Genomic DNA, 23,335 nt, shown 5'->3' on the forward strand with positions numbered 1-23,335 from the left:
CCGTTTCCACCATACTACCCGGCGGCCCTGAGGCTCGGTGGAAAGCCTCGCCGAAACGTCAGCGGAACATCGCGGCGATCGACCCGACGACGCTGCCGCCGGAGCTCGACAGCGGGTTGTCGTTGACCATGTAGGTCCAGGTTGCGCTGGGCTTGTGTAGTCCCTGACCAGCCAGATCCACCCCGTCGAAGGTGATCTCGGCTTCACTGAAGGTCTCCCGTGCCCGTGCCACGGCACGCTCGGCGAGCTCACCGAACGCAGCGATGGACATCCGGTGGAATTCGTCGATCGGACTTTCCCTGGCGATGGCACGCAGGTGAATCGACTCACGGATGTCGTCGAGATACGCCAGATGCTCGCTCCACTCGTGGTCCAGGTGGTACAGCATGATCTCGCGGGCCGCCTGCTCGAGGACGTCCTGGGGGATGCCTTCAGCCTGCAGTCGCCCGGCTTTCTCCACGTCGTGGTAGCTGAGGTCCTGCCAGGCGGTGTCCGTGTCGAGCACCTTGCTCCTGCGGGCGTTCACGATCTCCCGCTGGTCGTTGATGAGCTTGTTGTATTTCCAGGTGGTGGCGTGGATATCCAGCATCTGTCCCTCAGCGACCCGCTGGCAGTGGTCGATGAACTGGAGAACCTTGCGCTGCTCCAGGCGTCCGTCCTCCCCCGGCTCCGCCCGGAGCTCTTCACCTGCGCCCCCGGTATTGACCACGTCGTCCTCCAGCGAGACGAAGAACACCGAGGATCCCGGATCACCCTGACGCCCCGCACGACCGCGCAACTGGTTGTCCAGACGTTGGGACCGGAAGCGTCCGACACCGACGACATGCAGGCCACCGAGCTCGACCACGTGGTCGTGGTCCTCCTCGTCACGTCCACCCAGCCGGATGTCCGTTCCGCGGCCGGCCATCTGGGTCGACACGGTGACATGCCCCGCCCGACCCGCCTCGGCGACGATACCGGCCTCCGCCTCATGGTTCTTCGCGTTGAGCACGGAGCACTCCACGCCCCGACCGGCCAGTGCCTCCGCCACCCGCTCCGACTCCGCGATGTCCTGGGTTCCGACCAGCACGGGCTGGCCGCTACCGTGCACCTCGACGATGTGGTCCACAGCGGCATCGTCCCGCTGCTCCTCGGTGGTGTAGACGCGGTCGGCCTCATCGAACCGCCGGGTCGGCACATTCGGGTCAATCACGCTGACCGACAGGTCGTAGAACTGACGGAGCTGGTCACTGGCGGCGACGGCGGTACCGGTCATGCCGCACTTGCGGGGATACAGGCCCAGCAGTGCCTGTACAGTGATCTGGTCGAGGATGCGACCCCCGTCCGTCACCTGGAGGCCTTCCTTAGCCTCCACCGCAGCCTGCAGCCCGTCCGGCCACCGTTGCAGTTCGGCTACCCTGCCCCTCGAACCGTCGATGAGTGCAACCTTCCCGTCCCGCACGATGTAATGCACGTCGCGGGTCAGCAGGTGCTGCGCGTGCAGCGCCACGTTCACCTGGGACAGCAGCGTGCCCGGGTCCTCGGAGACGAGTGCGTCCGACTCCTCCACCACGGGGGCTGCCGAGTCTCCAGGTTCTGCCGGACCGGGCGTGTCCGCAATGTCCGAGGCATCGGCAGAAGCTGTGGCCCCGGACGGCCCGGACGGCCCGGACGGCTCCAGGGAGCCGTAGAGAGAGTCGATCTCCAACCCCCTCTCCACGAACCGGGCGCCCGAGTCCGTGAGGAAGACGTTGCGGCGGTCCCCGGAGACCGTGAAGTGCCGGTTCTCCTCCATCCTGCGCACCAGGTCAGTGATCCTGCCCGTCGGCGCCGGGCCCGGCTCCGAACCCGCCAGGACCAGAGGAACCAGGGCCTCGTCGACCATCACCGAATCCGCCTCATCGATGATCGCCACATCCGCTGCCGCACGCACAGCGTCGACACGACGGGTGATCAACTGGTCACGCAGGACGTCGAAGCCCATTTCGTTGACCGCGCCGAAAACCACGTCGCGGGAGTAGATCTCACGCCGTTCGTCGGACCCGTACTCCTCGGCGATGGCCCCGTGGGTCAGCCCGAAGAAGTCGAGCAGCGGCCCCATCCACTGGTCGTCACGACCGGCGAGGAAGGAGTTGACCGTGATCAGGTGCACCTTGCGCCCCTGGAGCCCGTAGCCGACGGCCGTCATCGCACCGGTCAACGTCTTGCCCTCGCCGGTGGCCATCTCGACGACGTCGCCGACCAACATGCGCAACGTCCCCTGCAACTGCACGTCGAACGGGCGCATGCCGATGGTCCGCTCGGCCGCCTCCCGCACCGCGGCCAACAGCAACGGTGCATCGTCGATCGACGGGACTTCACCGGCGGTCACACAGGAACGGGCGATGTCGACCACTTCCGTGTCCGAGGCCTGAGCGAGCCGGTCGACGGCTTTGGCAGCCTCAGACACGATGGTCTTCGACTTCTTCTGGTTCGCCGTCGCCGACGAACCCATGGCCTTCCAGAACCAGCCGAATCCGGCCATCCTCGCCTCCGCACACTTCGTGAATTGGGGTCGTGTTTTCACACGCTTCGGTTGCAAGGATAGTCGTCGTCGCGCCGAGCGGACACCGCCACGCCCGACCCCGTGGCCGACAGCCAACCTGGACTACTCTGGTGTGGGTGACTTCCCGAAGCGTGACCTCCGTCGACGTCCAGTTCCACGGAGGCGAGACGGATGGCCGGACCGCGCCGGTGATCACCGGAACAGTTGACCTTCCCGGTGATGCCCGGGAGCTCTCCCCCGAGGAGTTCCGCGCGTCCGGTGTGCCCGTCGCCGTCTTTGTGCATTGCTTTACATGCAACCGGAAGGTCCCCGCAGCGTTCCGCGTCTCGAAGGCCCTTGCCCGGGCCGGTATCGCCTGCCTACGCTTCGACTTCCCCGGCCTCGGTGACTCGCAGGGCGACTTCGCAGAGACCACCTTCTCCAGCAACGTCGCCGACCTTCGGGCAGCGGCAGCCTGGCTGGAGGAACGGCTCGCAGCTCCCTCCCTCCTCGCCGGGCACTCTCTCGGCGGTGCCGTAGCACTCCGTGCGGCGCGACATATTACGTCTCTCGATGCCGTCGCGACCATCGGAGCACCGTTCCGCCCCGCGTCCGCCGCCCGCTCACTGCAGGCCTCCTGCGCCGACATCCGTCCCGGCGAGGTCCGCACTGTCCACCTCGCCGAACGCGACATACCGATCTCGCATTCGTTCCTCAGCGACCTCGCCGTCGTCTCGGAGCCCGACGGGATCGCCGACGATATTGCAGCAGTCAGGACGCCCCTACTGGTACTGCACTCCCCGACCGACCAGACGGTCCCCGTGTCCGAGGCCACCCGGATCTTCGAGGCCGCCCACTGGCCGAAGAACATCATAAGCCTCGACGACGCCGACCATCTGCTCACCTGGCGGGGTTCCGCCCAACGCGCGGGGCAGATGATCGCGACGTGGGCGGAACGGTACATCCGTCACCCGTGACGGTGCACCACGCTAGGCTGACTCACCATGAGCAACGACATCACCTTCATCCCCACCGCTGATCTTGTCGACGTCATCGGCCAGGACGTCCGGAGCTGCGACACACAGTTCCGCGACCTCGGCGGGCACACCGATTTCTGTGGACCGATCACCACGGTGCGCTGCTTCCAGGACAACGGTCTGGTCAAGAAGATCCTCCAGGAGGACAACCCCGGTGGAGTCCTCGTCGTCGACGGGGACGCGTCCGTCCACACCGCCCTGATGGGCGACATGATCGCAGAGTTCGGAGTCGACCACGGCTGGGCAGGAGTGATCATCAACGGCGCGATCCGGGATTCCGCCGCTGTCGGTGGCATGGAGTTCGGTTGTAAGGCGCTCGGTACCAATCCCCGCAAGTCTGCCAAGGACGGTGTCGGCGAGCGGGACACTACCGTGAGCTTCGGCGGTGTCGACTTTGTGCCCGGTCACATCGCCTACGCCGACGCAGACGGGATTGTCGTGACCGAGACACCCGTATCCCCCTCCCCGTAGCCCCGGAGCCGATGTTCTCCGTTCGCAAACCACCGCCGAGCAGGCGATTGGCGAACATGAATATCGGTGTTGTAATCTATGCGAGGTCCAGCGATGGGCCGACGGACTGTGGCGCAGTTTGGCAGCGCACTACACTGGGGGTGTAGGGGTCGCAGGTTCAAATCCTGTCAGTCCGACGTTCAACCCACCCCTCCGGGGGTGGGTTTTCTGCATTCACGCTCGATGGGGGTTAACGGGGCTCGATTTCCGGTTGGGCCCGGCGTCAACAACGTCTCTGAGGGGTAGCCTGGAGTACATGTCCAGACTTGAACGCTCCCCCAACCACCGGGTCTTCGCAGGGGTCTGCGGCGGTATCGCCGACTGGCTCGGCTGGTCCCCGAACACCGTCCGACTCCTGTTCATCCTGTCCTTCGTCTTCCCTGGGCCGCAGGCGATATTCTACTTCGTCGCCTGGATAGTGATGCCGAGTCCCTCGCGGTAGATGCGATGAATCTCCCGCGGTCGACTGTCCGACGCAGCGGGATTCGGTACCCTCGGGGAGAACACCACAACCGTTCCCTATCTGTTCGAGAGGACGCCGTGTTCACCATCAGTTCCGATTCACCTGCAGCAGACGCCACCACCCCCACACGGGCAGGAAAACACCGCCGGAGTGTCATCGCCCTCGGCGCGGCGAGTCTCCTCGTCCTGTCCGCCTGCTCCACCGACGGCAACGACGACTCATCGACAGATGCTGCCGCCGCAACCGGTACCGACACATCGGAGACAGCTGGCTCCGATGACTCCAACGGCTCCGATGCCATTGCTACTGCCGCGGTCGCGAACGCTGACGGCGACGAGGTGGGGACCGCGGAGATCTCCGCACCGGACGGGGACGACGCCGGAACCACCGAACTGTCCGTCTCATTCTCCGGGCTGGAACCAGGGATGTACGGCATGCACGTGCATGCCGTCGGAGTCTGTGAACCTGACAGCACCGCCCCCGACGATGATTCCGACGATCCTGAAACGGGTGACTTCCTCTCCGCCGGAGGCCACCTGGGCGCAGACGGGCATGACCACCCCGATCATGGAGGCGATCTCCCCGCACTCCTCGTCAATGAGAACGGGGAAGGTCGCATGACCGTCACCACCGACCGGATCGAGGATTCTGACCTCCTCGACGACGACGGTTCAGCGCTCATCGTCCATGAGGACCCCGACAACTACGGCAACATACCCGAGCGGTACGCCCCCGACGGCCTGGACGAGGACACACTCTCCACCGGTGATGCGGGCGGTCGCCAGGCCTGCGGCGTCTTCGAGGCCGCCTGACCCCTGATCTGCTGCCCTCGACATCTCCGCCGCACAATGTGCCGGTATGCACGGCTCACGTGGCAGTAGACCGGGGCGCAGAGGTGGGGGTTGCGGGCCGGACCGCGCAATCCGCGCGTATGTCGCCGGGAACTACTCCCCACTGCTGCAGACGGGCGAAGAGCAGGCACCCCAGGCAGACACCCATGAACCCCTCCAGCGACGCCGCCGCGACGAGCAGAAGCAGGACGATGTCCGATGCCCCGGTCAGCCCCGCGACCCGCAGTCCCAGTGCCGTCCCGGAGAACAACAGCCCTATCATCTGGGCGAAACGCTTCGGTGCCCCCGCGACGAGCACCGGCGGCCCGAACATCCGCTGAGCCAGCCACCTGACCGACAGCTGTCCGAACGGATCGAAACGGGGGCCCGCGAGGACCCGTGAAAGGAAGCCGACGACCAGGAGTGTTCCCGCCACCATCGCTGCAACGGTGAGTCCCGATCGCGAGAGCGCCACCGTGACCACAGTCAGGGCCACCACCAGCATCGCGGTGGCCCGTGCGGCACGGTCGTTCACCACCGGCGGAAACCACCACAGGGTGCTGGGGCCGGTTGGCGGGACCTCCGACCGCACCGGCCTGACTTTCCCTGCGACAAAGGCCGGGCGCTCCCGTCCCAGCTCCGCGATCTGCTCGCTGAACCGGTCCGGTGGTGTACCTGCTGCATCGTCGCCCATGACTCCACGAAGCTACTCCCGCGGCCCGCCGAACACCATGGTTCCGCTCACCCCTGCAACAAATCCCGGGGAGATGCGCCCTGCTCGGCCTACTTCTTGCGGCCCCGCTTCTCTCTCACCCGTACTGCGATACGGACCGGCGAGCCCTCGAAGCCGAAGGATTCGCGGAGACGGCGTTCCAGGAAGCGTCGGTAGCCGTGTTCCAGGAAACCGGTGGTGAACAGCACGATCACCGGCGGCTCCGACGACGCCTGGGTGGCGAAGAGTACCCGTGGCAGTCGCCCACCCCGCATCGGCGGCGGCGTCTGCGCGATCACCGCCCGCAGCCAGGTGTTCAACTGACCGGTCGGGATACGCAGGTCCCAGCTCTCCAGTGCCTCGATCATCGCCGGCTCCAGCTTCTGCAGTGCCCGGCCGGTCTTGGCTGAGATGTTCACCCGGCGTGCCCACGGCACGTGTGCCAGCTGTTGGTCGATCTCACGCTCAAGCTCGTCACGGCGCTCTTCATCGACCATGTCCCACTTGTTGTAGGCGATGACCAGGGCCCTGCCTGAATCCAGGATCATGCGCAGCACCCGCTGATCCTGTTCCGCGATCGGCTCGGATGCGTCGACGAGGAAGATCGCCACCTCCGAGGAGTCGATCGCCGCGCGGGTCCGCAGGGAGGCGTAGAACTCATGACCCCGTGCAGTCTTGGTCTTCTTCCGGATACCGGCCGTGTCGACAAAGCGCCAGCTGCGCTCATTGAGCTCGACCACGGAATCCACGGGGTCGACGGTCGTTCCGGCGACGTTGTCCACCACGGAACGCTCTTCACCGGTGATCTTGTTCAGCAGCGAGGACTTGCCGACGTTGGGACGCCCCACCAGCGCCACGCGGCGTGGTCCGGAGATCACCGACGTCTGTCGCGGGGTGTCCGGGAACTGTGCCAGCACCTCGTCGAGCACGTCAGCTGCGCCACGGCCGTGCTGGGCCGACACCGGGAACGGGTTGCCCAGGCCGAGCGACCAAAATTCCGCCATGTCACCGTACTGGGAGTCGGAGTCGAACTTGTTCGACACGAGCACCACCGGGATCTCGGAACGCTGCAGCCGGCGGGCGATGAGCTCGTCCGTGGAGGTGATACCGACCTTGGTGTCGACGACGAAGACGATGACGTCGGCGGTGGCCATCGCGGTCTCCGCCTGACGGGCGATGGCACCGTGGATCCCCTTGGCGTCCGGGTCCCAGCCACCGGTGTCCTGGACCCAGTAACGACGGCCGTTCCAGTCCCCGAGGTAGGAGATGCGGTCACGGGTGACGCCGGGGAAATCCTCGACGACGGCCTCGCGACGGCCGATGAACCGGTTGACCAGCGTCGACTTCCCGACATTCGGCCGTCCCACGACTGCGACGGTGCACAGGGCCTCCTGTTCAGCACGGTCGTCGCCGAGAACCCCGAAGGCCTCCTCCACCGCATCCCAGTCGGTGTCGTCCGCGTCCGCGCTCAACAGGTCGAAGTCGGCGAACTCGGGGTCGGTGGCCGGGCCACTCACATCACTGAAGTCGCTCTCGTCATACTCCTCGAAGAAGTCCTCCTCCGACTCCGGACCGTCGTCGATCGCGGAGTCGTCGAGCACCTCGCCCTCATTCGTCCGGAAGACCAGCGTCTCCCCGCCCGCTGTACTGTTGCCGGCATCATCGAGCTGGGCCGGACGGGCCGCGGACTCCGCCGCCAGGCGGGTCAGCTCGGCAAGTACCTCGTCGACGTCCAGGTCGCCGGTGTCGAGCACCGTGGCGTCCTCTGCCGGACGCAGCGGGGACACGGCGCGGGACGAATCGGCGGCGTCACGTCGCTCGACATCAGCCAGCACCGCGTCGAAGTCAGCATCCCGTCCTGCAGCTACATCCTGGACGTAGCGGCGGCGGGCGCGGACCTCGGCGCTGGCGGTCATGAACACCTTGCAGGGGACCTCGGGGAATACGGCGGTACCGATGTCGCGCCCCTCGACGACGCACCGGCCCGCACGCAGGGCCAGCGACCGCTGCAAGGCCACCAGGTTCTCCCGGACCTCCGGAATCGCCGACACCGCGGAGACGTGGGCGGTCACCTCCGGACCCCGGATCTCGGCGGACACGTCCTCGCCGTCGAGCAGGACCTCCGTCGACGCAGGATCCTCGTTGACGAGCAACGGAAGGTCGGCGGTGGCCGCCGCCACGGCCTCCGTGTTGTCCGGGTCAATCCCGGCACGCAGGACGTGCAGGGTCGCGACCCGGTACATTGCCCCGGTATCGAGGTACTTCGCGTCCGCAGCACGGGCGAGCAGGCGGCTGACCGTGGATTTTCCGGTGCCGGACGGCCCGTCCACGGCGACGATGAAGCCACCGCCGGCGATGTTGTCGACCCTGCTGAGGTCGGTCACGTCAGTCACGTCGTTCCTTTCGTTGGTCATCAGAGCTGCACCGCGTTGTAGAGACTGGTCAGCTCGGAACGATTCAAAGCGCGCAATGTACCGGGCTTCTGCTCCCCGAGCTGCACTGTGTGGACCTTCGTCCGCACCAGGGCCTGGACAGGGAAGCCGGCTTCTTTGAGCATGCGGCGCACGATGTGCTTGCGCCCTTCATGGATCTCCAGCTTGATCAGGGACTTCCCCTGCCAGACGTCGATGATCTGCACGTAGTCGGCGCGGGCGATGCCGTCGTCCAGGTCGATGCCGTTCTTCAGCTGGTGGATCAGGCGTCGGTCCGCTTCCCCGAGAACAGTGGCCAGGTAGGTCTTCGACACCTCGTATCGCGGGTGCATCAGGCGGTTGGCGAGTTCACCGTCATTGGTGACCAGGAGGAGTCCTTCGGTGGCGGCGTCGAGCCGTCCGACGTGGAAGAGCCGCTGTCCTGCGGCGACGCGCTCACCGACGAGGTCGCCGATACACGGTCGACCCATGTCGTCGCTCATCGTGGACTGGAATCCACGCGGTTTGTTCAGCGCGTAGGTGACGAGGTTCTCGTCGACGATGACCCGGGTGCCGTCGACACGGATCACGTCCTGGTCAGGGTCGACACGGATCCCCTGCTGGGTCACGGTCTGACCGTTGACGTCGACGCGGCCCGCCTCGATAAGCTTCTCGCTCATCCGACGGGAGGCCACGCCTGCGGCGGCGAGGACTTTCTGCAGTCTCACGGACTTGTCGCCCTGGCCGCCGTCTTTCTTACCGCCCGTGGGGATTTTTCCGGAGGAGCCGGACTCCGGCGGCTTACGGTCGGGGACGTGTTGCCGGCGTGCAGGTCGTGCATTGGACACGTACCGGTCGGCAGGGGTCTTGCCTGGATCCTGTTCCGGTGTGCCGTCTCGGCGAGCGGGGGTGTTCACGAAGGTCCTCATCAATCAGTCGAGGGTGTTCAGTTATGTCAGTTGACCAGTGTAACCCCTCTGCCGGACAACAGTTAGTCGGTCTGGTCCGCGGCGTCGATACTGTCGACGTCCGGCAGCAGCGGCGCCAGGTTCGGCAACGCCTCCAGCGAGTCGATGCCGAGCTGTTCGAGGAAAAGATCCGTGGTCGCGTACAGGTGCGCTCCACCGACCTCGCCGGTCACCCCGACCTCGGCGATCAGCCCGCGCAAGGTGAGTGTGCGCATGACACCGTCACAGTTCACTCCTCGCACCCCCGCCACCTGGGACCGGGTGACCGGCTGCCGGTAGGCAACCACCGCGAGGGTCTCCAGGGCGGCGCGCGACAACCGCTGCTGAGCACCGTCGAGGATCTTCGCCTCCACGGTGGCGGAGTTCTCACGCCGTGTGTACAGACGCCACAATCCGTCCCGTTCGCGCAGTTCGAAACCCATGCCGCGGTCCGAGAACTCGGTGGCGATCTCCACGAGTGCCTCAGCAACATGCGTTTCGGATGCCTCCAGGACGCGGGCGAAATCCGCGGGCGCGGTTGGTTCGTCGGCGACCAGCAGGAGTGACTCCAGTCGGCTCCGCAGGATACTGACCGGTTCCACGGCGTTCACCCTCCCTGTGTTGTATTCAGTGTTGTCTTCGTTGTCTTCAGTCCCAGTTACTTGCGGCGACCACGGCCGGGTCGACGTCGAGGCCGGTCCACGCCACGGTCATCTCCTCCAGAGGGACAGGTTGTTCGATTCCTACCGCGCGGGCCTTGTAGAGCTCCAACAATGCCAGGAAACGTCCCACGACTTTCATCGACACGTCGCAGTCGGAGATCAGTGTGCTGAAACTGACCCAGGTCTCCGCACCGGCGACACGTAACGTCGACAGGATGTGCCCCGCCTGCTCCGGAACGGACACCTGTTGGGCGTGCAGATGTGTCGTCGACACCTCCGAGGGTGCCGGACGGAAGACTGCAGCCGCGCGTTCGGCGAACTGTTCGGCGGTCATCCCCAGTTCCACCGGCGGCATCAGTTCGGTGAACTGTTCCTCCGGGGACAGTTGGACCGGGTAACTGCGGTCGGCGTCCCTCTGCCATTCGGCGAAGAGTCCCGCCACGGACTTGTAGGCCCGGTACTGCAGCAGACGGGCGAACAGGAGGTCACGTGACTCCAGCAGGGCGAGGTCCTCCTCGTTCTCCACCTCTCCCCGCGGGACGAGACGTGCAGCCTTGAGATCCAGCAGCGTCGCCGCGACGACGAGGAACTCGGTCACCTCATCGAGGTCATCGACGCTGCCGGTGAGAGTGCGCGTGTACAAGATGAACTCATCAGTCACGGTCGCCAGTGCGACGTCGGTGACATCCATCTTGTGCGAATGGATCAGCTGCAGCAGCAGGTCGAAAGGGCCGTCGAAGTTGGCGAGGGCGACCCGGAACCCGGTCAGTTCGGGTTGCTCGACCGGTACCGGAGCGGCCTCGTCCACGGCAGCGGTCACCGTCAGGTCCTCTCGACGACCTCGGCCGCGAGGTCAAGATACTGCTTGGCGCCGTCTGAGCTCGGAGCCCACGAGGTGATCGGTTCACCGGCCACCGAGGTCTCCGGGAACCGGACGGTACGGGTGATCACGGTGTCGAAGACCTTGTCACCGAATACCTCGACCACCCGCTCCATCACCTCGCGGGAATGGTTGGTACGCCTGTCGAACATCGTCACCAGGATGCCGGTGACCTCCAGCCGGAAATTCAGCCGGTCGCGCACCTTCTCGACGGTGTCGGTGAGCAGCGCCAGCCCCCGGAGGGAGAAGTACTCGCACTCCATCGGGATAATCACGCTGTCAGCACAGCTCAGCGCGTTGACGGTGAGCAGGCCGAGGGACGGCTGGCAGTCGACGATGACGTAGTCGTAGTCGTTCATCACCGGGTGGAGCGCACGGGCCAGCGCCTGCTCCCGCCCGACTTCGTTGACGAGCTGGATCTCGGCGGCGGACAGGTCGATGTTGGCGGGGACGACGTCGAGCCCCTCGACCGGGCTGTGGTGGAGCGCCTCGTGGATCGTCGCCGAGTTGTCGACGAGCAGGTTGTAGACCGTCACGTCGAGTTCTTCGTGGTCGATCCCGAGCCCGGCGGACAGTGCGCCCTGGGGGTCCAGGTCCACCAGGAGGACCCTGCGGCCGTAGGAGGCCAGGGCGGCCCCCATGTTGATGGTCGAGGTCGTCTTCCCGACACCGCCCTTCTGATTGCACATCGCGATCACCGTCGCCGGTCCATGCCGGTCAAGGGCAGCGGGACGGGGGATCTCACGCAGCGGGCGACCGGTGAGGCCCAGCTGGGGCTTGTCGAACAGGCCTTCCGATGAACGAGCCATCTCCGTCAAGCTCCCTTCCTTGATTCATTGGCGTTCTTCCCCGGCTTTTCCGGAGACGGTGCGTGACGCCACTGCGATGAACAAATCACATGGTTCAGATTATCACGCACGGGGATGTGACTCCGCCCAGGTTTCCCGAAGCAGGGCGGGGGTGACTTTGGTGTAGATCTGCGTTGTGGACACACTGGAGTGCCCGAGCAGTTCCTGGACGACACGGACATCCGCTCCACCGGTGAGCAGATGGGTGGCGAAACTGTGTCGCAGGCTGTGGGGCGAGATATCCCCGATCCCGGCACGCTCGGCGGCAGACGAGACGATCTTGTACCCGGCCTGCCGGGACAGCCGTCCTCCCCGCGACGTGAGCAGCAGGGCCGCGGCGTCCCTCCCGTGACGACTGCGCTGGGCCAGCGCCGGACGTGCCCTCGTGAGGTAGGCGTCGAGCGCGTCCAACGCCGGGGCACCGACGGGCAGGATACGTTCCTTGCCGCCCTTTCCCCGGACACGGAGCAGACCGTTGTTACGGTCGACGTCATCACGGTCAAGGTCAGTGGCTTCACTGATCCGGGCACCCGTGGAATACAGCAGTTCCACCAGCGCGCGGTCGCGCAGGTCCAGTGCACCAGCCCCCTCGCCGGACGGGCAGGCCTCGATGAGACGGAGGACCTCGTCAGTGGTCAAGGCCTTCGGCAGGTCCCGGCGCCCCGGCGACAGGGGGATCTCGGCGACGACGTCCGGCAGCCCGGACTCCGTGGCGGTGAATTTGTGGAGCCCCCGGACCGCGCTGAGAATCCTGGCGACCGAGGTCTGGGCCAGAGGACGGCCCCCCGTTACCGCGCATCCTCGACGCAGGTCGACGATGAAGCGCTCGACGTCCGTGGTCTCCACGGTGGTCATGTCCCGACCCTCCCCGGACAGCCATGTCAGGTAACGCTCGATGTCCCGCGCGTAGTTGCTCAACGTATTGGCGCTGCGCCCCCGCTCGGCACGGAGATGGCGCATCCACGCCCGGGCACGACGGCGGTCGGCCTCCGGAATCTCCGCGGGTCCGTCACCGGACATGCTTCATGTCCGTCCCGGGCGGGCGTCCTGCCGCGCGTCGTGCCGCGAGACCGGACCGGTAGAGGAACGGCTCGGAGACATCCCGGCGTGTTCCGGCATGGAGATGCAGTAGCCCCGCCACGGCGGTCGCGTTCTCGATACGGCCGTCTCTGACCCAGCCCACCGCTTCCTCGACCGGGAGCCAGCGGGAGGTCATGTCCGCTTCTTCACCGAGTGCCTGCTCCCCCGCCCCCGGATCGTCCGGTGTGGCAGACCGGACGTCTTCGGCGAGGAAGATGCGGCACATCTCCTCGCTGACCCCCGGTGACGAACACACGTCACCGAGCAGATGCCACCGGTCGGCCGCCAGGCCCGCCTCTTCAGCAAGTTCGCGGCGCGCCGCGTCCAGAGGGGCCTCTCCCGCCACGTCAAGCAGCCCGGCGGGCAACTCCCAGAGGTACCGGTCCACCGGACGCCGGTACTGTCGGACGAGCATCACCTCGCGGTCCGGCCCCGTCTCCGCCCCGCGGACGGCCACGACGGCCACGGCGCTGAAATGTTCGACGATTTCGCGCACCACGTCGCCGGTCGCGCTGGTTATCCGGTCGCGACGGACCGCCATGACCGGCGCATCCACCAGGAGTTCACTGGACAGTGTGCGGTACTCCACGGTGGTCCACTCTCCCCTACTTGCCCTGCCGCTGGACCGCTGCGCGGATCAGCCCGCTGAACAACGGGTGCGGACGCGTCGGACGCGACTTGTACTCCGGATGTGCCTGCGTCGCCACCAGGTAGGGGTGCACTGACGCGGGGTACTCGACGAATTCAACGAGGGTGCCGTCGGGCGACGTCCCCGAGAAAACGAGGTCGGACTTGTCGGCGATCTCGTCACGGTAGGCGTTGTTGACCTCGTAACGGTGGCGGTGCCGCTCGGAGACCTCGGTCTCGCCGTAGGCCCCGGCCACCACACTGCCCTCGGACAGGACGGCCGGGTACGCACCCAGACGCATGGTGCCGCCGAGATCCGCCTCCCCGGACACCGCCGCTTTCTGCTCGGCCATCGTCGAGATCACCGGCGAGGGGGTGTTCTCGTCGAACTCGGTGGACGAGGCATCGGCGATACCCGCGTGGCGGGCCGCCTCGATGACCGTGCACTGCAGACCCAGGCAGATGCCGAGCATGGGGATGAGGTTCTCGCGGCAGTGGGTCACCGCGCCGATCTTGCCCTCGATACCGCGGATACCGAACCCGCCGGGCACCACGACGGCGTCGACGCCCCTGAGCGCTGTGGCGGCGCCCTCCGGGGTGGCACAGTCATCAGCTGCGACCCACCGCACCTTCGCCGTGACCTGTTCACCGAAGGCACCGGCCCTGATGGCCTCGGCGACCGACAGGTAGGCGTCCGGGAGATCGACGTACTTGCCGACCAGCCCCACCGTGACTTCGCCCGACGGGGCGTGAACCCGGTCGAGCAGCCCGCCCCAGACCGTCCAGTCCACGTCGCGGAAAGGCAGATTGAGTTTACGGATCAGGAACGAGTCCAGGTGCTCCCGGTAGAGCACCCGCGGGATGTCGTAGATCGAGGCGGCGTCGGCGCAGGAGACCACACCCTCTTCTTCCACGTCGGTCATCATAGCGATCTTCGACTTCAGCCCCTCAGGAACCTCCCGGTCGCACCGCAGCACGATGGAGTCCGGGATGATACCGATACTGCGCAGTTCGGCCACTGAATGCTGGGTGGGCTTGGTCTTCAGCTCACCTGACGGAGCCAGGTACGGCACCAGGGAGACGTGGATGAAGAAGATGTTCTCCCGTCCCACCTCGTGACGGACCTGCCGGGCGGCCTCGAGGAAGGGCTGGGACTCGATGTCGCCGACGGTGCCGCCGATCTCGGAGATGACCACGTCCGGTTTGACGCCGTTGGCGTCCGGCAGTGCCTGCGCCAGGATGCGGGACTTGATCTCGTCGGTGATGTGCGGGATGACCTGGACGGTCTTCCCCAGAAACTCTCCACGCCGTTCCTTGGCGATGACGGTGGAGTACACCTTGCCGGTGGTGACGTTGGCGTTCTGGGTGAGGTTGCGGTCGAGGAAACGCTCGTAGTGTCCGAGGTCCAGGTCGGTCTCGGCGCCGTCGTCGGTGACGAACACCTCACCGTGCTCGAACGGGTTCATGGTGCCCGGATCGACGTTGAGGTACGGATCCAGCTTCTGCATGGTGACCGTGAGCCCCCGTGCGACGAGCAGCTGGCCCAGGCTGGCGGCCGTCAGCCCCTTACCGAGCGACGAGACGACGCCGCCGGTGACGAAAATAAACTTGGTGTGCTGCTCGCTGCGGCCCTGAGACACATCGACTCCCGTGGTTGGAACTGTTAAAACCTACGGGGCTTCAGTCTAACAGACGTCGGTGGCTACTCCACTGTCGGCGCCGCGGCGTTCGACGCCGAACCGTAGGCACCCGCGTCGCCGTCGAGCTGTCCGGCGACCGCACGGACGACGGTGATACGCCCGGCGACGGTGGTCACGTTGTCCACGGTGCTGACGTTCTCGGTCGCGTCGTTGTCGCCTCTGACGAGGCCGATGGCACCGTCTCGCTCCGCCGACCCGTGTTCACCGGCCAGGACGACACCACCTGTCGTCGCGTCCAGGGCGGAGGCCAGGTCGGCGACGAAACGGGTGGAGTAGTTGCCGTCACCGTCACCCTCGGACGCTCCTCCGGTCACCACCACGACGGCGTCCGCCGGTGACAGGTCATCCTGACCGTCGGCGAAGAAGCCCGCGTTGCCCAGTGCACCAAGCACCACCGCCCGGTCTGACGCACTCGCGGCACCCCGCCCACCGCTCAGTGACTGGCCGAGCAACTCACCGACGTGGTAACCGGGGTCGAGCCGGTCTTCAGACAGGGATGCCCCGGTCGGCAGGCTTCCGGCCGCGAGCGACTTGAGCTCATCCCCCGATTCCGGCGAGGTGAACGACGGATCGAAGCGCAGTGTCCCGGCGTCTTCCCCGCCGGCGTCACCGATCAGATCGCGCACCTCGTCCACTGCCTCGTCGTCCGCGTCGGAGGTCGCCATGACCAGGACGGAACGGTCCGCGAGATCATCGCCCACCGCATCGGCCGCCAGCCCGGAGAGCACGGCGTCCGACACCTCGCCCTCGGCCGACTCCAGGTCGGCGCGGTCAGTTTCCTCCGCCAGACGGGACTGAGCCTCAGAATCGACGGCAGTGGGCCCGCCCTCCACGTTCGGCGCCAGAACATAGAAGCCCAGTGCGGTGCCGACAGCGATACCGAGGGCCACGACCCCCGTCGTCTTACCGGCCCCCATCAGAACAGGTCCTGGAATCGGAGGGCGATGTTGTTCCACGTGTCGACCAGATTGTCGGCGAAGCTGCCCGAGCCGCTGAATCCGGCGATCAGGACGATCACCACGACGGCCAACAGCACGCCGACCAGGGCCCACCACCATCCGCCGCCGCTACGGGAGACCCGGTAGAGTTCCGCGACGGCCGTGGAGTCGACCAGGCGGCCACCGACCCGCAGGCGGGAGAGCATCGCCGAGGGCGTGTCCGGTGACTGCGCCGTGTCGAAGATCCGGTCCAGGTCCAGGATCGGCCCGAGGTTCACCACCATCGACGCACCCTTGTAGTCGGCCAGCAGCAGGGCCAGGTCGGTGGAGTCGGAGGTGGCCGCCGGGAACGTCATCGCACCGACGCCCAGGTCCTGGATGCGCTCCAGACCGGCCGCGTGCCCGTCGGGTTCCGCGGGCAGGACGATGGTGGCGCCGGAGTTCAGCGCGTCATTGCTGATGACCTCAGGGTCACCGACGATCACACGCGGCCGGTAACCGTGCTTCAGCACCGTGTCCGCGGCACCGTCGACGGCGATGATCACCGGCTCATACTCCCGGATGAAGTAGCGCAACGACTTGATCTTGTCGTCGATGGCGGGGTCCGGACTGACCACCAGGACCTTGCGGTCGTCCATGTCCACGCCGACCTCGGGGATCCCGAGTCCGTCGATGAACAACGGAGCCTCCGTACGGACGAACTCGGCGGTGTTCCCGGTGAATGCCTCCATATGGTCAGCCAGGGTCTCACGTGCCTCGTCGAACCTGGTGACAGCGGTGTCCTCGTCGAGGATCACTCCCTTGCCGATGGAGCGGTCGCCGTAGAGTATCTTGCCCTCGTGCAGGCGCCCCTTCCGCCCGTTCTTCAACCGCTCCGTCAGCGTCGGGTCGGCGTTGTCGACCAGGACGATACCGGCGTCCAGCATCATCTGCGGCCCGAAGTTCGGTACGTTGCCGGTGGAGAACGTCGCGGTGTTGACCACGGCGGCCACCTTGGCGTCGATGAACTTCTGGGCGAGCGCACGGCCGATGTCCGGCTGGTCGATGACGACGATATCGCCCTCGGACAATCGGCCGGTGCCGTTCGTCCCGGTGCAGTCCCGGGTGTGGCCGTGGATGCCGGGGGTGTCAGTACGGGAGAAGATCATGGAGACCATTGTGGCGGTTGGCCCCGTCGGTGCGGGGTAGGCGCGCCGATGCGGCCCCGGGCAAATGCCCCGCCGGCCGTGAGCCGCACCCTACCCGGCGTCGAGTCCCGCCTTCGCCTGGCGGGCGGTCTCCAGAAGCTCCTCCGCGTGGGCACGCCCCGTGTCCGATTCGAGCCCGGCGAGCATCCGGGAGAGTTCCTCCACCCGCTCGGTACTGTCCAGCGTGCGGACACTGGAGCGTACCGACTCTTCCGACGCCGCCTTAGCCACGTGCACGTGGGCGTCGGCGAATGCCGCCACCTGCGGCAGGTGCGTCACGACGATCACCTGGTTGTCCACGGCGAGTCGCGCCAGCCTCCGCCCAATCTCGACGGCGGCGCGTCCGCCCACTCCGGAGTCGACCTCATCGAAGACCATCGTCCGTCCTCTCCCCGCCAGGACCACCTCGAGGGCGAGCATCACACGGGAAAGTTCACCACCGGACGCGGTGGCTGCGAGGGAGTTCGGGGCACCGCCCTGGACGAGCAGAAACTCGACCTCGTCGATACCGTCGGCAAGACAGTCAGCCGGTTCGGCGGCTGCTGCCCCACGACCTCCGGCGCTGCGCACGTCCACCCGGAGGGAGGACGACATCTGCAGCCCCTCGATCTCGGTGCTCACCGCCGTGGCGAACCGACCGGCGGCCGCCGTCCGGGCCGACGACAGGTCCCGCGCCGCACTGACCATGGCCGCCGCGGCCTCCTCGACCCGACCCCGGAGTTCCTCCAGGGCGTCGCCCGAGACATCGATCGAACTCAGCCTTTCACGGGCCTGGTCCCGCCAGGCCAGCACACCGTCGATGTCGGAGGCGTACTTCCGCAGTTCCCGCAGGTCCTGCTGGCGTGCCAATAGCCCCTCCAGACTTTCCGGTGACGGAACATCCGACAGCGCTGCGCCGATCTCCCCGGAGATGTCAGCCAGATCCGTCACGACGGCGTTGATACGGGCCGCCAGGTCACCGAACCGCGGCTCAGCCCCCGCCCGACCCGACAGCGCGGACGCCGCCGCCGACAGTGACTCGACAGCCGCGGTCTCCTCGACGGCAGCATCGGGATCCCCTCCGTCGATCGCGGCCAGGGCGACCAGGGCAGCATCCCGGACCTCGTCGGCGTCCTGCAACCGGCTGATGGTCACCTTCAGGTCCTCGTCCTCGCCCGGCTGCGGGTCGAGGGTGTCGATCTCTTCCAGGGACCGGCGCAGGGTCTCCGCCTCGAGAGCCAGGTCACGCCGTTTCTCGGTCCGTTCATTGAGGTCGCGGGCCAGCGCCGCCCATTCCCGACGCAACCGCCGGTACGCCCGACGATCCTCGTCGAGTCCGGCGAACCTGTCGAGGTTGCGGAGCTGACGGGTCGGGTCGAGGAGCTGGAGTTGATCGGACTGGCCGTGGATCGTCAGCAGTCGCGAGGAGAAGTCACCCAGGACACCGGCTGCGACCGTCCGCCCGGCCAGATGGGCCCGGGAACGTCCCGAGGAACTCACCGACCGTGAGACAACCACTTCGCCGTCTTCGAGATACCCGCCGACGTCGTCGACCAGCCGGGCGGCAGCGGAATCCTCGTCAGTGTGGAAAATCCCGTCGACCGTCGCCCGGTCGGTGCCGGACCGGACCCGCTGGCTGTCGGCACGGGCCCCCGACAGCAGCTTCAGACCGGTCACGACCATGGTCTTACCGGCGCCCGTCTCACCGGTCACCACCGTGAAACCGTCGGTGAACTCGGCGACGGCCTCCTCAATGACTCCCAGGTTCTGGATCTGCAGTTCCTTCAGCATCCCCGTGTCCCCGTCACCTTCGCGGTCCGCGCCACCCGGTCACCGGGAGACGGAACTTCTGGACGAGTCGGTCCGTGAAAGGTTCGGTGTCCAGCCTGACCCACCGTACGTCCTGCGGACCCCGGCGAATCTCCACCCGGGCGCCGGGGGGCATGTGGATCTGACGGAAACCGTCCATCACCGCTGTGGCCGGGGAGGTCTGGGGGTTTGTCTCGACAGCCACCGTCGAGTCGGGACTGACCACCAGTGGACGGGCGAACAACGTGTGGGCGTTGGAGGGGACCACCAGAATGGAGGCCAGCTCCGGCCAGAGGATCGGGCCGCCGGCGGAAAAGGCGTACGCCGTCGAGCCCGTGGGCGTCGACACCAGTACACCGTCGCAGCCGAATGAACTCACCGGCCGCTGGTCGACCTCGAGAATCGTGTCCAGGACGCCCTGCCGGTTCAGGTTCTCCACTGAGCACTCGTTGAGTGCCCAGCCGGTGCCCAGGACACGACCGTCATTGTCTCGGGCGGTGATGGAGAGCGTCATCCGGTTCTCGATCCGGTAGTCCCCGGCGATGACCCGGTCGAGCGCCTCCTCCAGCGACTCCTGCTCCCATTCCGCGAGGAAACCGATGTGCCCCATGTTCACGCCGAGCACCGGGACATCCTGGGCGTGGGCGATATCCGCCGCACGCAGGAATGTCCCGTCCCCGCCCAGGACCAGAACGAGATCCACACCCTTGGCCGCCTCAGTGGTGTGTCCGTAACGGGGAAACCGGCCGAGAATCTCGTGGCGTGCCACCGGAGCGGGGTCACCGGTGGACATCACGCGCACGGTGAGACCACCGTCGGACAGCCTCTGTGCCGCAGCCGCAGCCATGTTGAGCTTGTCCGATGCGCCGGTGTGTGCGACGAGGAGCACCTCGCGGACCCGGGGGGCTTCTTCAGTCACTGGGGACCCTCCTTCACTGCCTTGTCGACCATGGCGGTCAGATTCTCCTCATCGGGTGCACTGGCACCACCGTCATTCACCAACCACAGAAAGTATTCCACGTTTCCGCTGGGACCGGGCAAAGGTGACGCAACTACTGCCCGTGTGGACAACCCGTGCCCCCGTGCCGCCCGTGCGACGTCGAGGGTGACCTCGGCGCGCAGAGCGGGATCGCGGACAACGCCCCCGTGCCCGAGCCGGTGCTTGCCGACCTCGAACTGCGGCTTCACCATCGGCAGCAGGTCACCGCCCTCGGCCACACACGCGGCGAGGGCGGGAAGCACCAGATCGATGGAGATGAACGACAGGTCACCCACCATCGCGTCCGCAGGACCTCCGAGTTCCTCGACAGTCAGCGTACGTACATTGGTCCGGTCGAGTACCGTCACACGGTCGTCGTTCTGCAACCGCCAGATCAGCTGTCCGTAACCGACGTCCACGGCAAGAACTTCCGCAGCACCCCGGTCGAGACAGACGTCCGTGAAACCGCCCGTCGACGCGCCGGCGTCGAGGACCCGCCGCCCCGAAAGCCTCAGGCCCGACGGCTCAAAGGCGGCCAACGCCCCCAACAGCTTGTGCGCTCCCCGGGAGGCCCAACGGTCGTCGTCACTGACCGCCACGCGGATCGAGACATCGCCGTCGACACCGGTCGCGGGTTTCGTCGCCACCATCCCGTTCACGCTGACACGGCCCGCGACAATCATGTCACGGGCGTGTTCACGTGAGCGGGCGTCCTTGCGCCGGACGAGCTCGGCGTCGAGCCGTTGGAGACGCCGGTTCCTGTTCTGCTTCGGCATGCTCAGCGGCCCTCCATCGCGTCATTGATCAGGCGGTGTGCCTTCTCGAGGAGTTCTGCCTCATCGTTACCTTCGACATCCGAGGACAACAGCGCGTCCACCCGGGCGACAAGTGCCTCCGGATCGAAGGCGGCATGTCCGTTGTCTCCGCTGTCCCCCAGAGAGGCCGTCTTCGCGGCGAGGTCGCCCGGGTTCACCGCCATCCCTCCAACGCGGCAGCTGCGGCATCGTCACCGACGGCTGCGGCCACCTCGGGGTCACGGCCCTCGTCGATCTCCCGCCAGACGACGGGCGCCGCCGCAGCAACGGCTTCTGCGGACATGACCGGGAGCGGGCCGGTTTCCCCCGACGAGACAACCACCCGGTCACGTTCGAGGCAGGCAGACCACCCGTCGAGGTGGTCCCGGAGGTTCGCTGCGATGAACGTGGGCCGGAACTCCGTGCGCAGCAGTTCCGTGTGAGTGGCGACCCCGGTGAGCACACAGAGGGTGTCGATGCCGGCGGCGTTGCCGCCGGCGATGTCGGTGTCGAGACGATCGCCGACGGCCAGGGGACGCCTGGCCCCCGATGTCGTCACCGCCCGACGGAACATCTCGGGGAGCGGCTTCCCCGCACTTCGTGGCGTCACTCCCGTCGCACTGACGACCGCAGCAACCAGCGAACCGTTGCCCACGAGGAAACCACGCTCCGACGGTAACGTGGTGTCGAGGTTCGACGCCACGTATTCTGCGCCTGCGCGGATGCTCAACGCAGCTTCCGACAGCTGCGCCCACCCGTTCTCCGGGCTGTGACCGTGCAGCACCACATGAGGCAGCTCATCAGCACTGTCCACCACATCGAAGCCGGCCTCTGTGGCCAGCTCCCGGAAAGACCGGGCACCGACGACGTAGGCGCGACGTCCCGGTACCGGGACGGACTTCTCCGTGAGAATCTCATCGGCCAGAGTGCACGCTGCCTGCGCGGACGTCACGACCTGCGTGTCCTCGACCGTGAAGTCGAGGTGGCGCAGGTGGTCCGCGACCTGCCCGGGCGCCCGTGAGGCGTTGTTCGTGATGTACACGACGTCACGTCCCGCCAACGCTTCACGGGCGCCGTCGATCGCGGCATTCCCCTTGAAGACGGTGCCGTCGAGATCCGCGAGGAGGACGTCGTAGTCATCCAGTACGCGCAGGCCTGCCATCTGTCAGGCGTCCTTCAGCTCGCGTAGACGTGCCTCGGAATCGAGCACGTTCTCCGTGTCCATCTCGATGGCCCGTTCGAACCACTGCCTGGCACCTGGGACGTCACCGACCGCCAGTAGAGCGTCTGCATATGCGTAGGTCACGCGCAGGGCGGTGACGGCGGGGAGATCAGTCGACTCCGACTCGGGGTGGAGCGCGGCAAGCGCCGCATCGTTTTCACCGAGGTCATGCTGCGCGCCGGCCACGACGATCGCGAGTTCTGCCCGCCCCTCGGGGTCCAGCTCCTCGGCCTCGGGGGAACGCCCGAGCTCCACCGCTTTCCCGGGGTGTCCGAGACCGCGCTCACAGTCGGCCATCACGGCGAGGAGGCCGGGACCGCCTGCCATGCGGCGCGCGGCGCGGAGCTCCGTCAGTGCTTCTTTCCACTGACCCGCATGGTAGGCGGCGATTCCCAGCGTTTCACGGGTGATAGGGACACGTCCACCTCGGTCTTTCGCTGCGCGGGCATGCGCGAGGGCCTCCTCCGGATCCTTGTCCATCAGGGCCGCGGCCATCACGAGGTGACCGGCGACCTTGTCCGCGTTGTCCTTGGAGAGACTGCGGAGCTCCTGACGGATACCGGGGTCAAGTTCCTTCGGACTCACGTCCGACGGGATTTCCGGCTCCTGCAGGCGCTGGTTGATACGTTCCTCACGGTAGCCTGTCCGGTGCGGCCCGTTGTGACGGTCGCGGCGACGGTCGTCACCCTGTCCCTGTCCGCCGCGGTTGGGGCGTCCTCCGTTGCGATGGTCGCGATTGCCGTGGCCTGAACGGTTGTCACGGCGGTCGTCACGGTTGTTGCGACGCCCGTCCCTGTTGTCGTCGGAGCCGTGGCCGCGGTAGCCACCCCGCTCGCCCCCGCGGTTGTTGTCGCGGTTGCCGTAACTGCGTTGCCCCCCGCGGCCTCCCTGCCCACCCGGGCCGCGACGTCCTCCGTTGGAGGACTGGCTTCCGCCACGATGCTGACCGCGGGAACCGCCGCCGCCGGAGGACTCGCTCATCTGACTACCTCTTCCTGGTGTTGTTATTCCCGACCGATTCTAGGTCAGGTGTGCACGGAGACCAACCGCGAGGGATCCCTGGGTTGTCTCCGCAACTGTAAAACCGCATAAAAAAAGTGTGTGGTCGAAGCAGCCACCAACGACTGCTCCAACCACACACCATCACCTAAATTTTGATGCCGGCGGCGTCCTACTCTCCCACACCCTCCCGGGTGCAGTACCATCGGCGCAGGCAG

The 23,335-nt window shown here is 66.7% G+C and carries 22 protein-coding genes and 1 tRNA gene; 5 read left to right on the plus strand and 18 right to left on the minus strand.

The genetic code is table 11. The annotated features are described in order from the left end of the window. Positions 1 to 58 precede the first annotated feature (58 nt). Complete coding sequence (secA2, locus tag FS507_RS01855; RefSeq protein ID WP_145941107.1) at positions 59 to 2,503, minus strand: accessory Sec system translocase SecA2; 2,445 nt, start codon at positions 2,501 to 2,503, stop codon at positions 59 to 61. Between the two features lie 137 nt (positions 2,504 to 2,640). On the opposite strand from secA2, the gene FS507_RS01860 reads away from it, so the two are divergent. From FS507_RS01860 to FS507_RS01880, 5 genes are all read left to right on the plus strand, one after another. Further along, entirely contained in the window at positions 2,641 to 3,480 is an 840-nt protein-coding gene (locus FS507_RS01860; protein WP_260853103.1) for an alpha/beta hydrolase family protein, read from the plus strand. Between the two features lie 27 nt (positions 3,481 to 3,507). After that, complete coding sequence (rraA, locus tag FS507_RS01865) at positions 3,508 to 4,011, plus strand: ribonuclease E activity regulator RraA (protein WP_145941108.1); 504 nt, start codon at positions 3,508 to 3,510, stop codon at positions 4,009 to 4,011. 102 nt (positions 4,012 to 4,113) lie between these two features. Further along, a tRNA-Pro gene (locus FS507_RS01870) sits at positions 4,114 to 4,187 on the plus strand. Positions 4,188 to 4,306: 119 nt separating this feature from the next. Further along, positions 4,307 to 4,492, plus strand: a complete 186-nt coding sequence (locus tag FS507_RS01875; RefSeq protein ID WP_145941109.1) for a PspC domain-containing protein — start codon at positions 4,307 to 4,309, stop codon at positions 4,490 to 4,492. Positions 4,493 to 4,590: 98 nt separating this feature from the next. Next, positions 4,591 to 5,325, plus strand: coding sequence for a superoxide dismutase family protein (locus FS507_RS01880; protein WP_260853104.1), 735 nt, complete (start codon positions 4,591 to 4,593; stop codon positions 5,323 to 5,325). A gap of 55 nt (positions 5,326 to 5,380) precedes the next feature. Here FS507_RS01880 and FS507_RS01885 read toward each other — a convergent pair whose 3' ends face one another. The 17 genes from FS507_RS01885 to FS507_RS01965 all read right to left on the minus strand — a co-directional run bounded on the left by FS507_RS01885 (position 5,381) and on the right by FS507_RS01965 (position 23,099). Then, positions 5,381 to 6,037 carry a DUF4395 domain-containing protein gene (locus FS507_RS01885; RefSeq protein ID WP_145941111.1) on the minus strand — a complete coding sequence of 219 codons (657 nt, stop codon included), beginning with the start codon at positions 6,035 to 6,037 and terminating at the stop codon, positions 5,381 to 5,383. 89 nt (positions 6,038 to 6,126) lie between these two features. Next, a complete protein-coding gene (der, locus tag FS507_RS01890; protein ID WP_145941112.1) occupies positions 6,127 to 8,469 on the minus strand; it encodes a bifunctional cytidylate kinase/GTPase Der in 2,343 nt (780 codons plus the stop codon). Beyond that, positions 8,469 to 9,383 (minus strand): pseudouridine synthase, encoded by a 915-nt coding sequence (locus tag FS507_RS01895; protein ID WP_145941113.1) that lies wholly within the window; start codon positions 9,381 to 9,383, stop codon positions 8,469 to 8,471. Before FS507_RS01895 ends, der begins: the two co-directional genes overlap by 1 nt. A 74-nt stretch (positions 9,384 to 9,457) precedes the next feature. Then, the gene (scpB, locus tag FS507_RS01900; protein ID WP_145941114.1) at positions 9,458 to 10,015 is read right to left on the minus strand and encodes an SMC-Scp complex subunit ScpB; all 558 of its coding nucleotides are present in this window, start codon (positions 10,013 to 10,015) and stop codon (positions 9,458 to 9,460) included. A gap of 46 nt (positions 10,016 to 10,061) precedes the next feature. Then, positions 10,062 to 10,895: a segregation and condensation protein A gene (locus tag FS507_RS01905; protein ID WP_260853105.1), complete on the minus strand. Its 834-nt coding sequence runs from the start codon at positions 10,893 to 10,895 to the stop codon at positions 10,062 to 10,064. A gap of 2 nt (positions 10,896 to 10,897) precedes the next feature. Next, the gene (locus FS507_RS01910) at positions 10,898 to 11,764 is read right to left on the minus strand and encodes a ParA family protein (RefSeq protein ID WP_145941179.1); all 867 of its coding nucleotides are present in this window, start codon (positions 11,762 to 11,764) and stop codon (positions 10,898 to 10,900) included. A gap of 102 nt (positions 11,765 to 11,866) precedes the next feature. Continuing rightward, positions 11,867 to 12,823, minus strand: coding sequence for a site-specific tyrosine recombinase XerD (locus FS507_RS01915; protein ID WP_145941115.1), 957 nt, complete (start codon positions 12,821 to 12,823; stop codon positions 11,867 to 11,869). Next, complete coding sequence (locus FS507_RS01920; protein ID WP_145941180.1) at positions 12,813 to 13,424, minus strand: NUDIX hydrolase; 612 nt, start codon at positions 13,422 to 13,424, stop codon at positions 12,813 to 12,815. Before FS507_RS01920 ends, FS507_RS01915 begins: the two co-directional genes overlap by 11 nt. A gap of 64 nt (positions 13,425 to 13,488) precedes the next feature. Continuing rightward, positions 13,489 to 15,150, minus strand: coding sequence for a CTP synthase (locus FS507_RS01925; RefSeq protein WP_145941116.1), 1,662 nt, complete (start codon positions 15,148 to 15,150; stop codon positions 13,489 to 13,491). Between the two features lie 62 nt (positions 15,151 to 15,212). Beyond that, the gene (locus tag FS507_RS01930; protein ID WP_145941117.1) at positions 15,213 to 16,127 is read right to left on the minus strand and encodes a copper transporter; all 915 of its coding nucleotides are present in this window, start codon (positions 16,125 to 16,127) and stop codon (positions 15,213 to 15,215) included. Next, positions 16,127 to 17,305: a putative cytokinetic ring protein SteA gene (gene steA, locus FS507_RS01935; protein WP_145941118.1), complete on the minus strand. Its 1,179-nt coding sequence runs from the start codon at positions 17,303 to 17,305 to the stop codon at positions 16,127 to 16,129. The genes FS507_RS01930 and steA overlap by 1 nt, the downstream gene beginning before the upstream one ends. A gap of 81 nt (positions 17,306 to 17,386) precedes the next feature. Next, the gene (recN, locus tag FS507_RS01940; RefSeq protein WP_145941119.1) at positions 17,387 to 19,105 is read right to left on the minus strand and encodes a DNA repair protein RecN; all 1,719 of its coding nucleotides are present in this window, start codon (positions 19,103 to 19,105) and stop codon (positions 17,387 to 17,389) included. Between the two features lie 13 nt (positions 19,106 to 19,118). Further along, positions 19,119 to 20,042 (minus strand): NAD kinase, encoded by a 924-nt coding sequence (locus tag FS507_RS01945; RefSeq protein ID WP_038548884.1) that lies wholly within the window; start codon positions 20,040 to 20,042, stop codon positions 19,119 to 19,121. Beyond that, positions 20,039 to 20,878 carry a TlyA family RNA methyltransferase gene (locus tag FS507_RS01950; RefSeq protein ID WP_145941120.1) on the minus strand — a complete coding sequence of 280 codons (840 nt, stop codon included), beginning with the start codon at positions 20,876 to 20,878 and terminating at the stop codon, positions 20,039 to 20,041. Before FS507_RS01950 ends, FS507_RS01945 begins: the two co-directional genes overlap by 4 nt. A gap of 2 nt (positions 20,879 to 20,880) precedes the next feature. After that, positions 20,881 to 21,081: a hypothetical protein gene (locus FS507_RS01955; protein ID WP_145941121.1), complete on the minus strand. Its 201-nt coding sequence runs from the start codon at positions 21,079 to 21,081 to the stop codon at positions 20,881 to 20,883. Then, the gene (locus FS507_RS01960) at positions 21,072 to 22,049 is read right to left on the minus strand and encodes an HAD-IIA family hydrolase (protein WP_186314516.1); all 978 of its coding nucleotides are present in this window, start codon (positions 22,047 to 22,049) and stop codon (positions 21,072 to 21,074) included. The genes FS507_RS01955 and FS507_RS01960 overlap by 10 nt, the downstream gene beginning before the upstream one ends. A 12-nt stretch (positions 22,050 to 22,061) precedes the next feature. After that, entirely contained in the window at positions 22,062 to 23,099 is a 1,038-nt protein-coding gene (locus FS507_RS01965; RefSeq protein ID WP_145941123.1) for a tetratricopeptide repeat protein, read from the minus strand. Positions 23,100 to 23,335: the final 236 nt, after the last annotated feature.

Origin of the sequence: Corynebacterium glyciniphilum AJ 3170 (genome assembly GCF_007673095.1) — a bacterium.
Lineage (GTDB): Bacteria > Actinomycetota > Actinomycetes > Mycobacteriales > Mycobacteriaceae > Corynebacterium.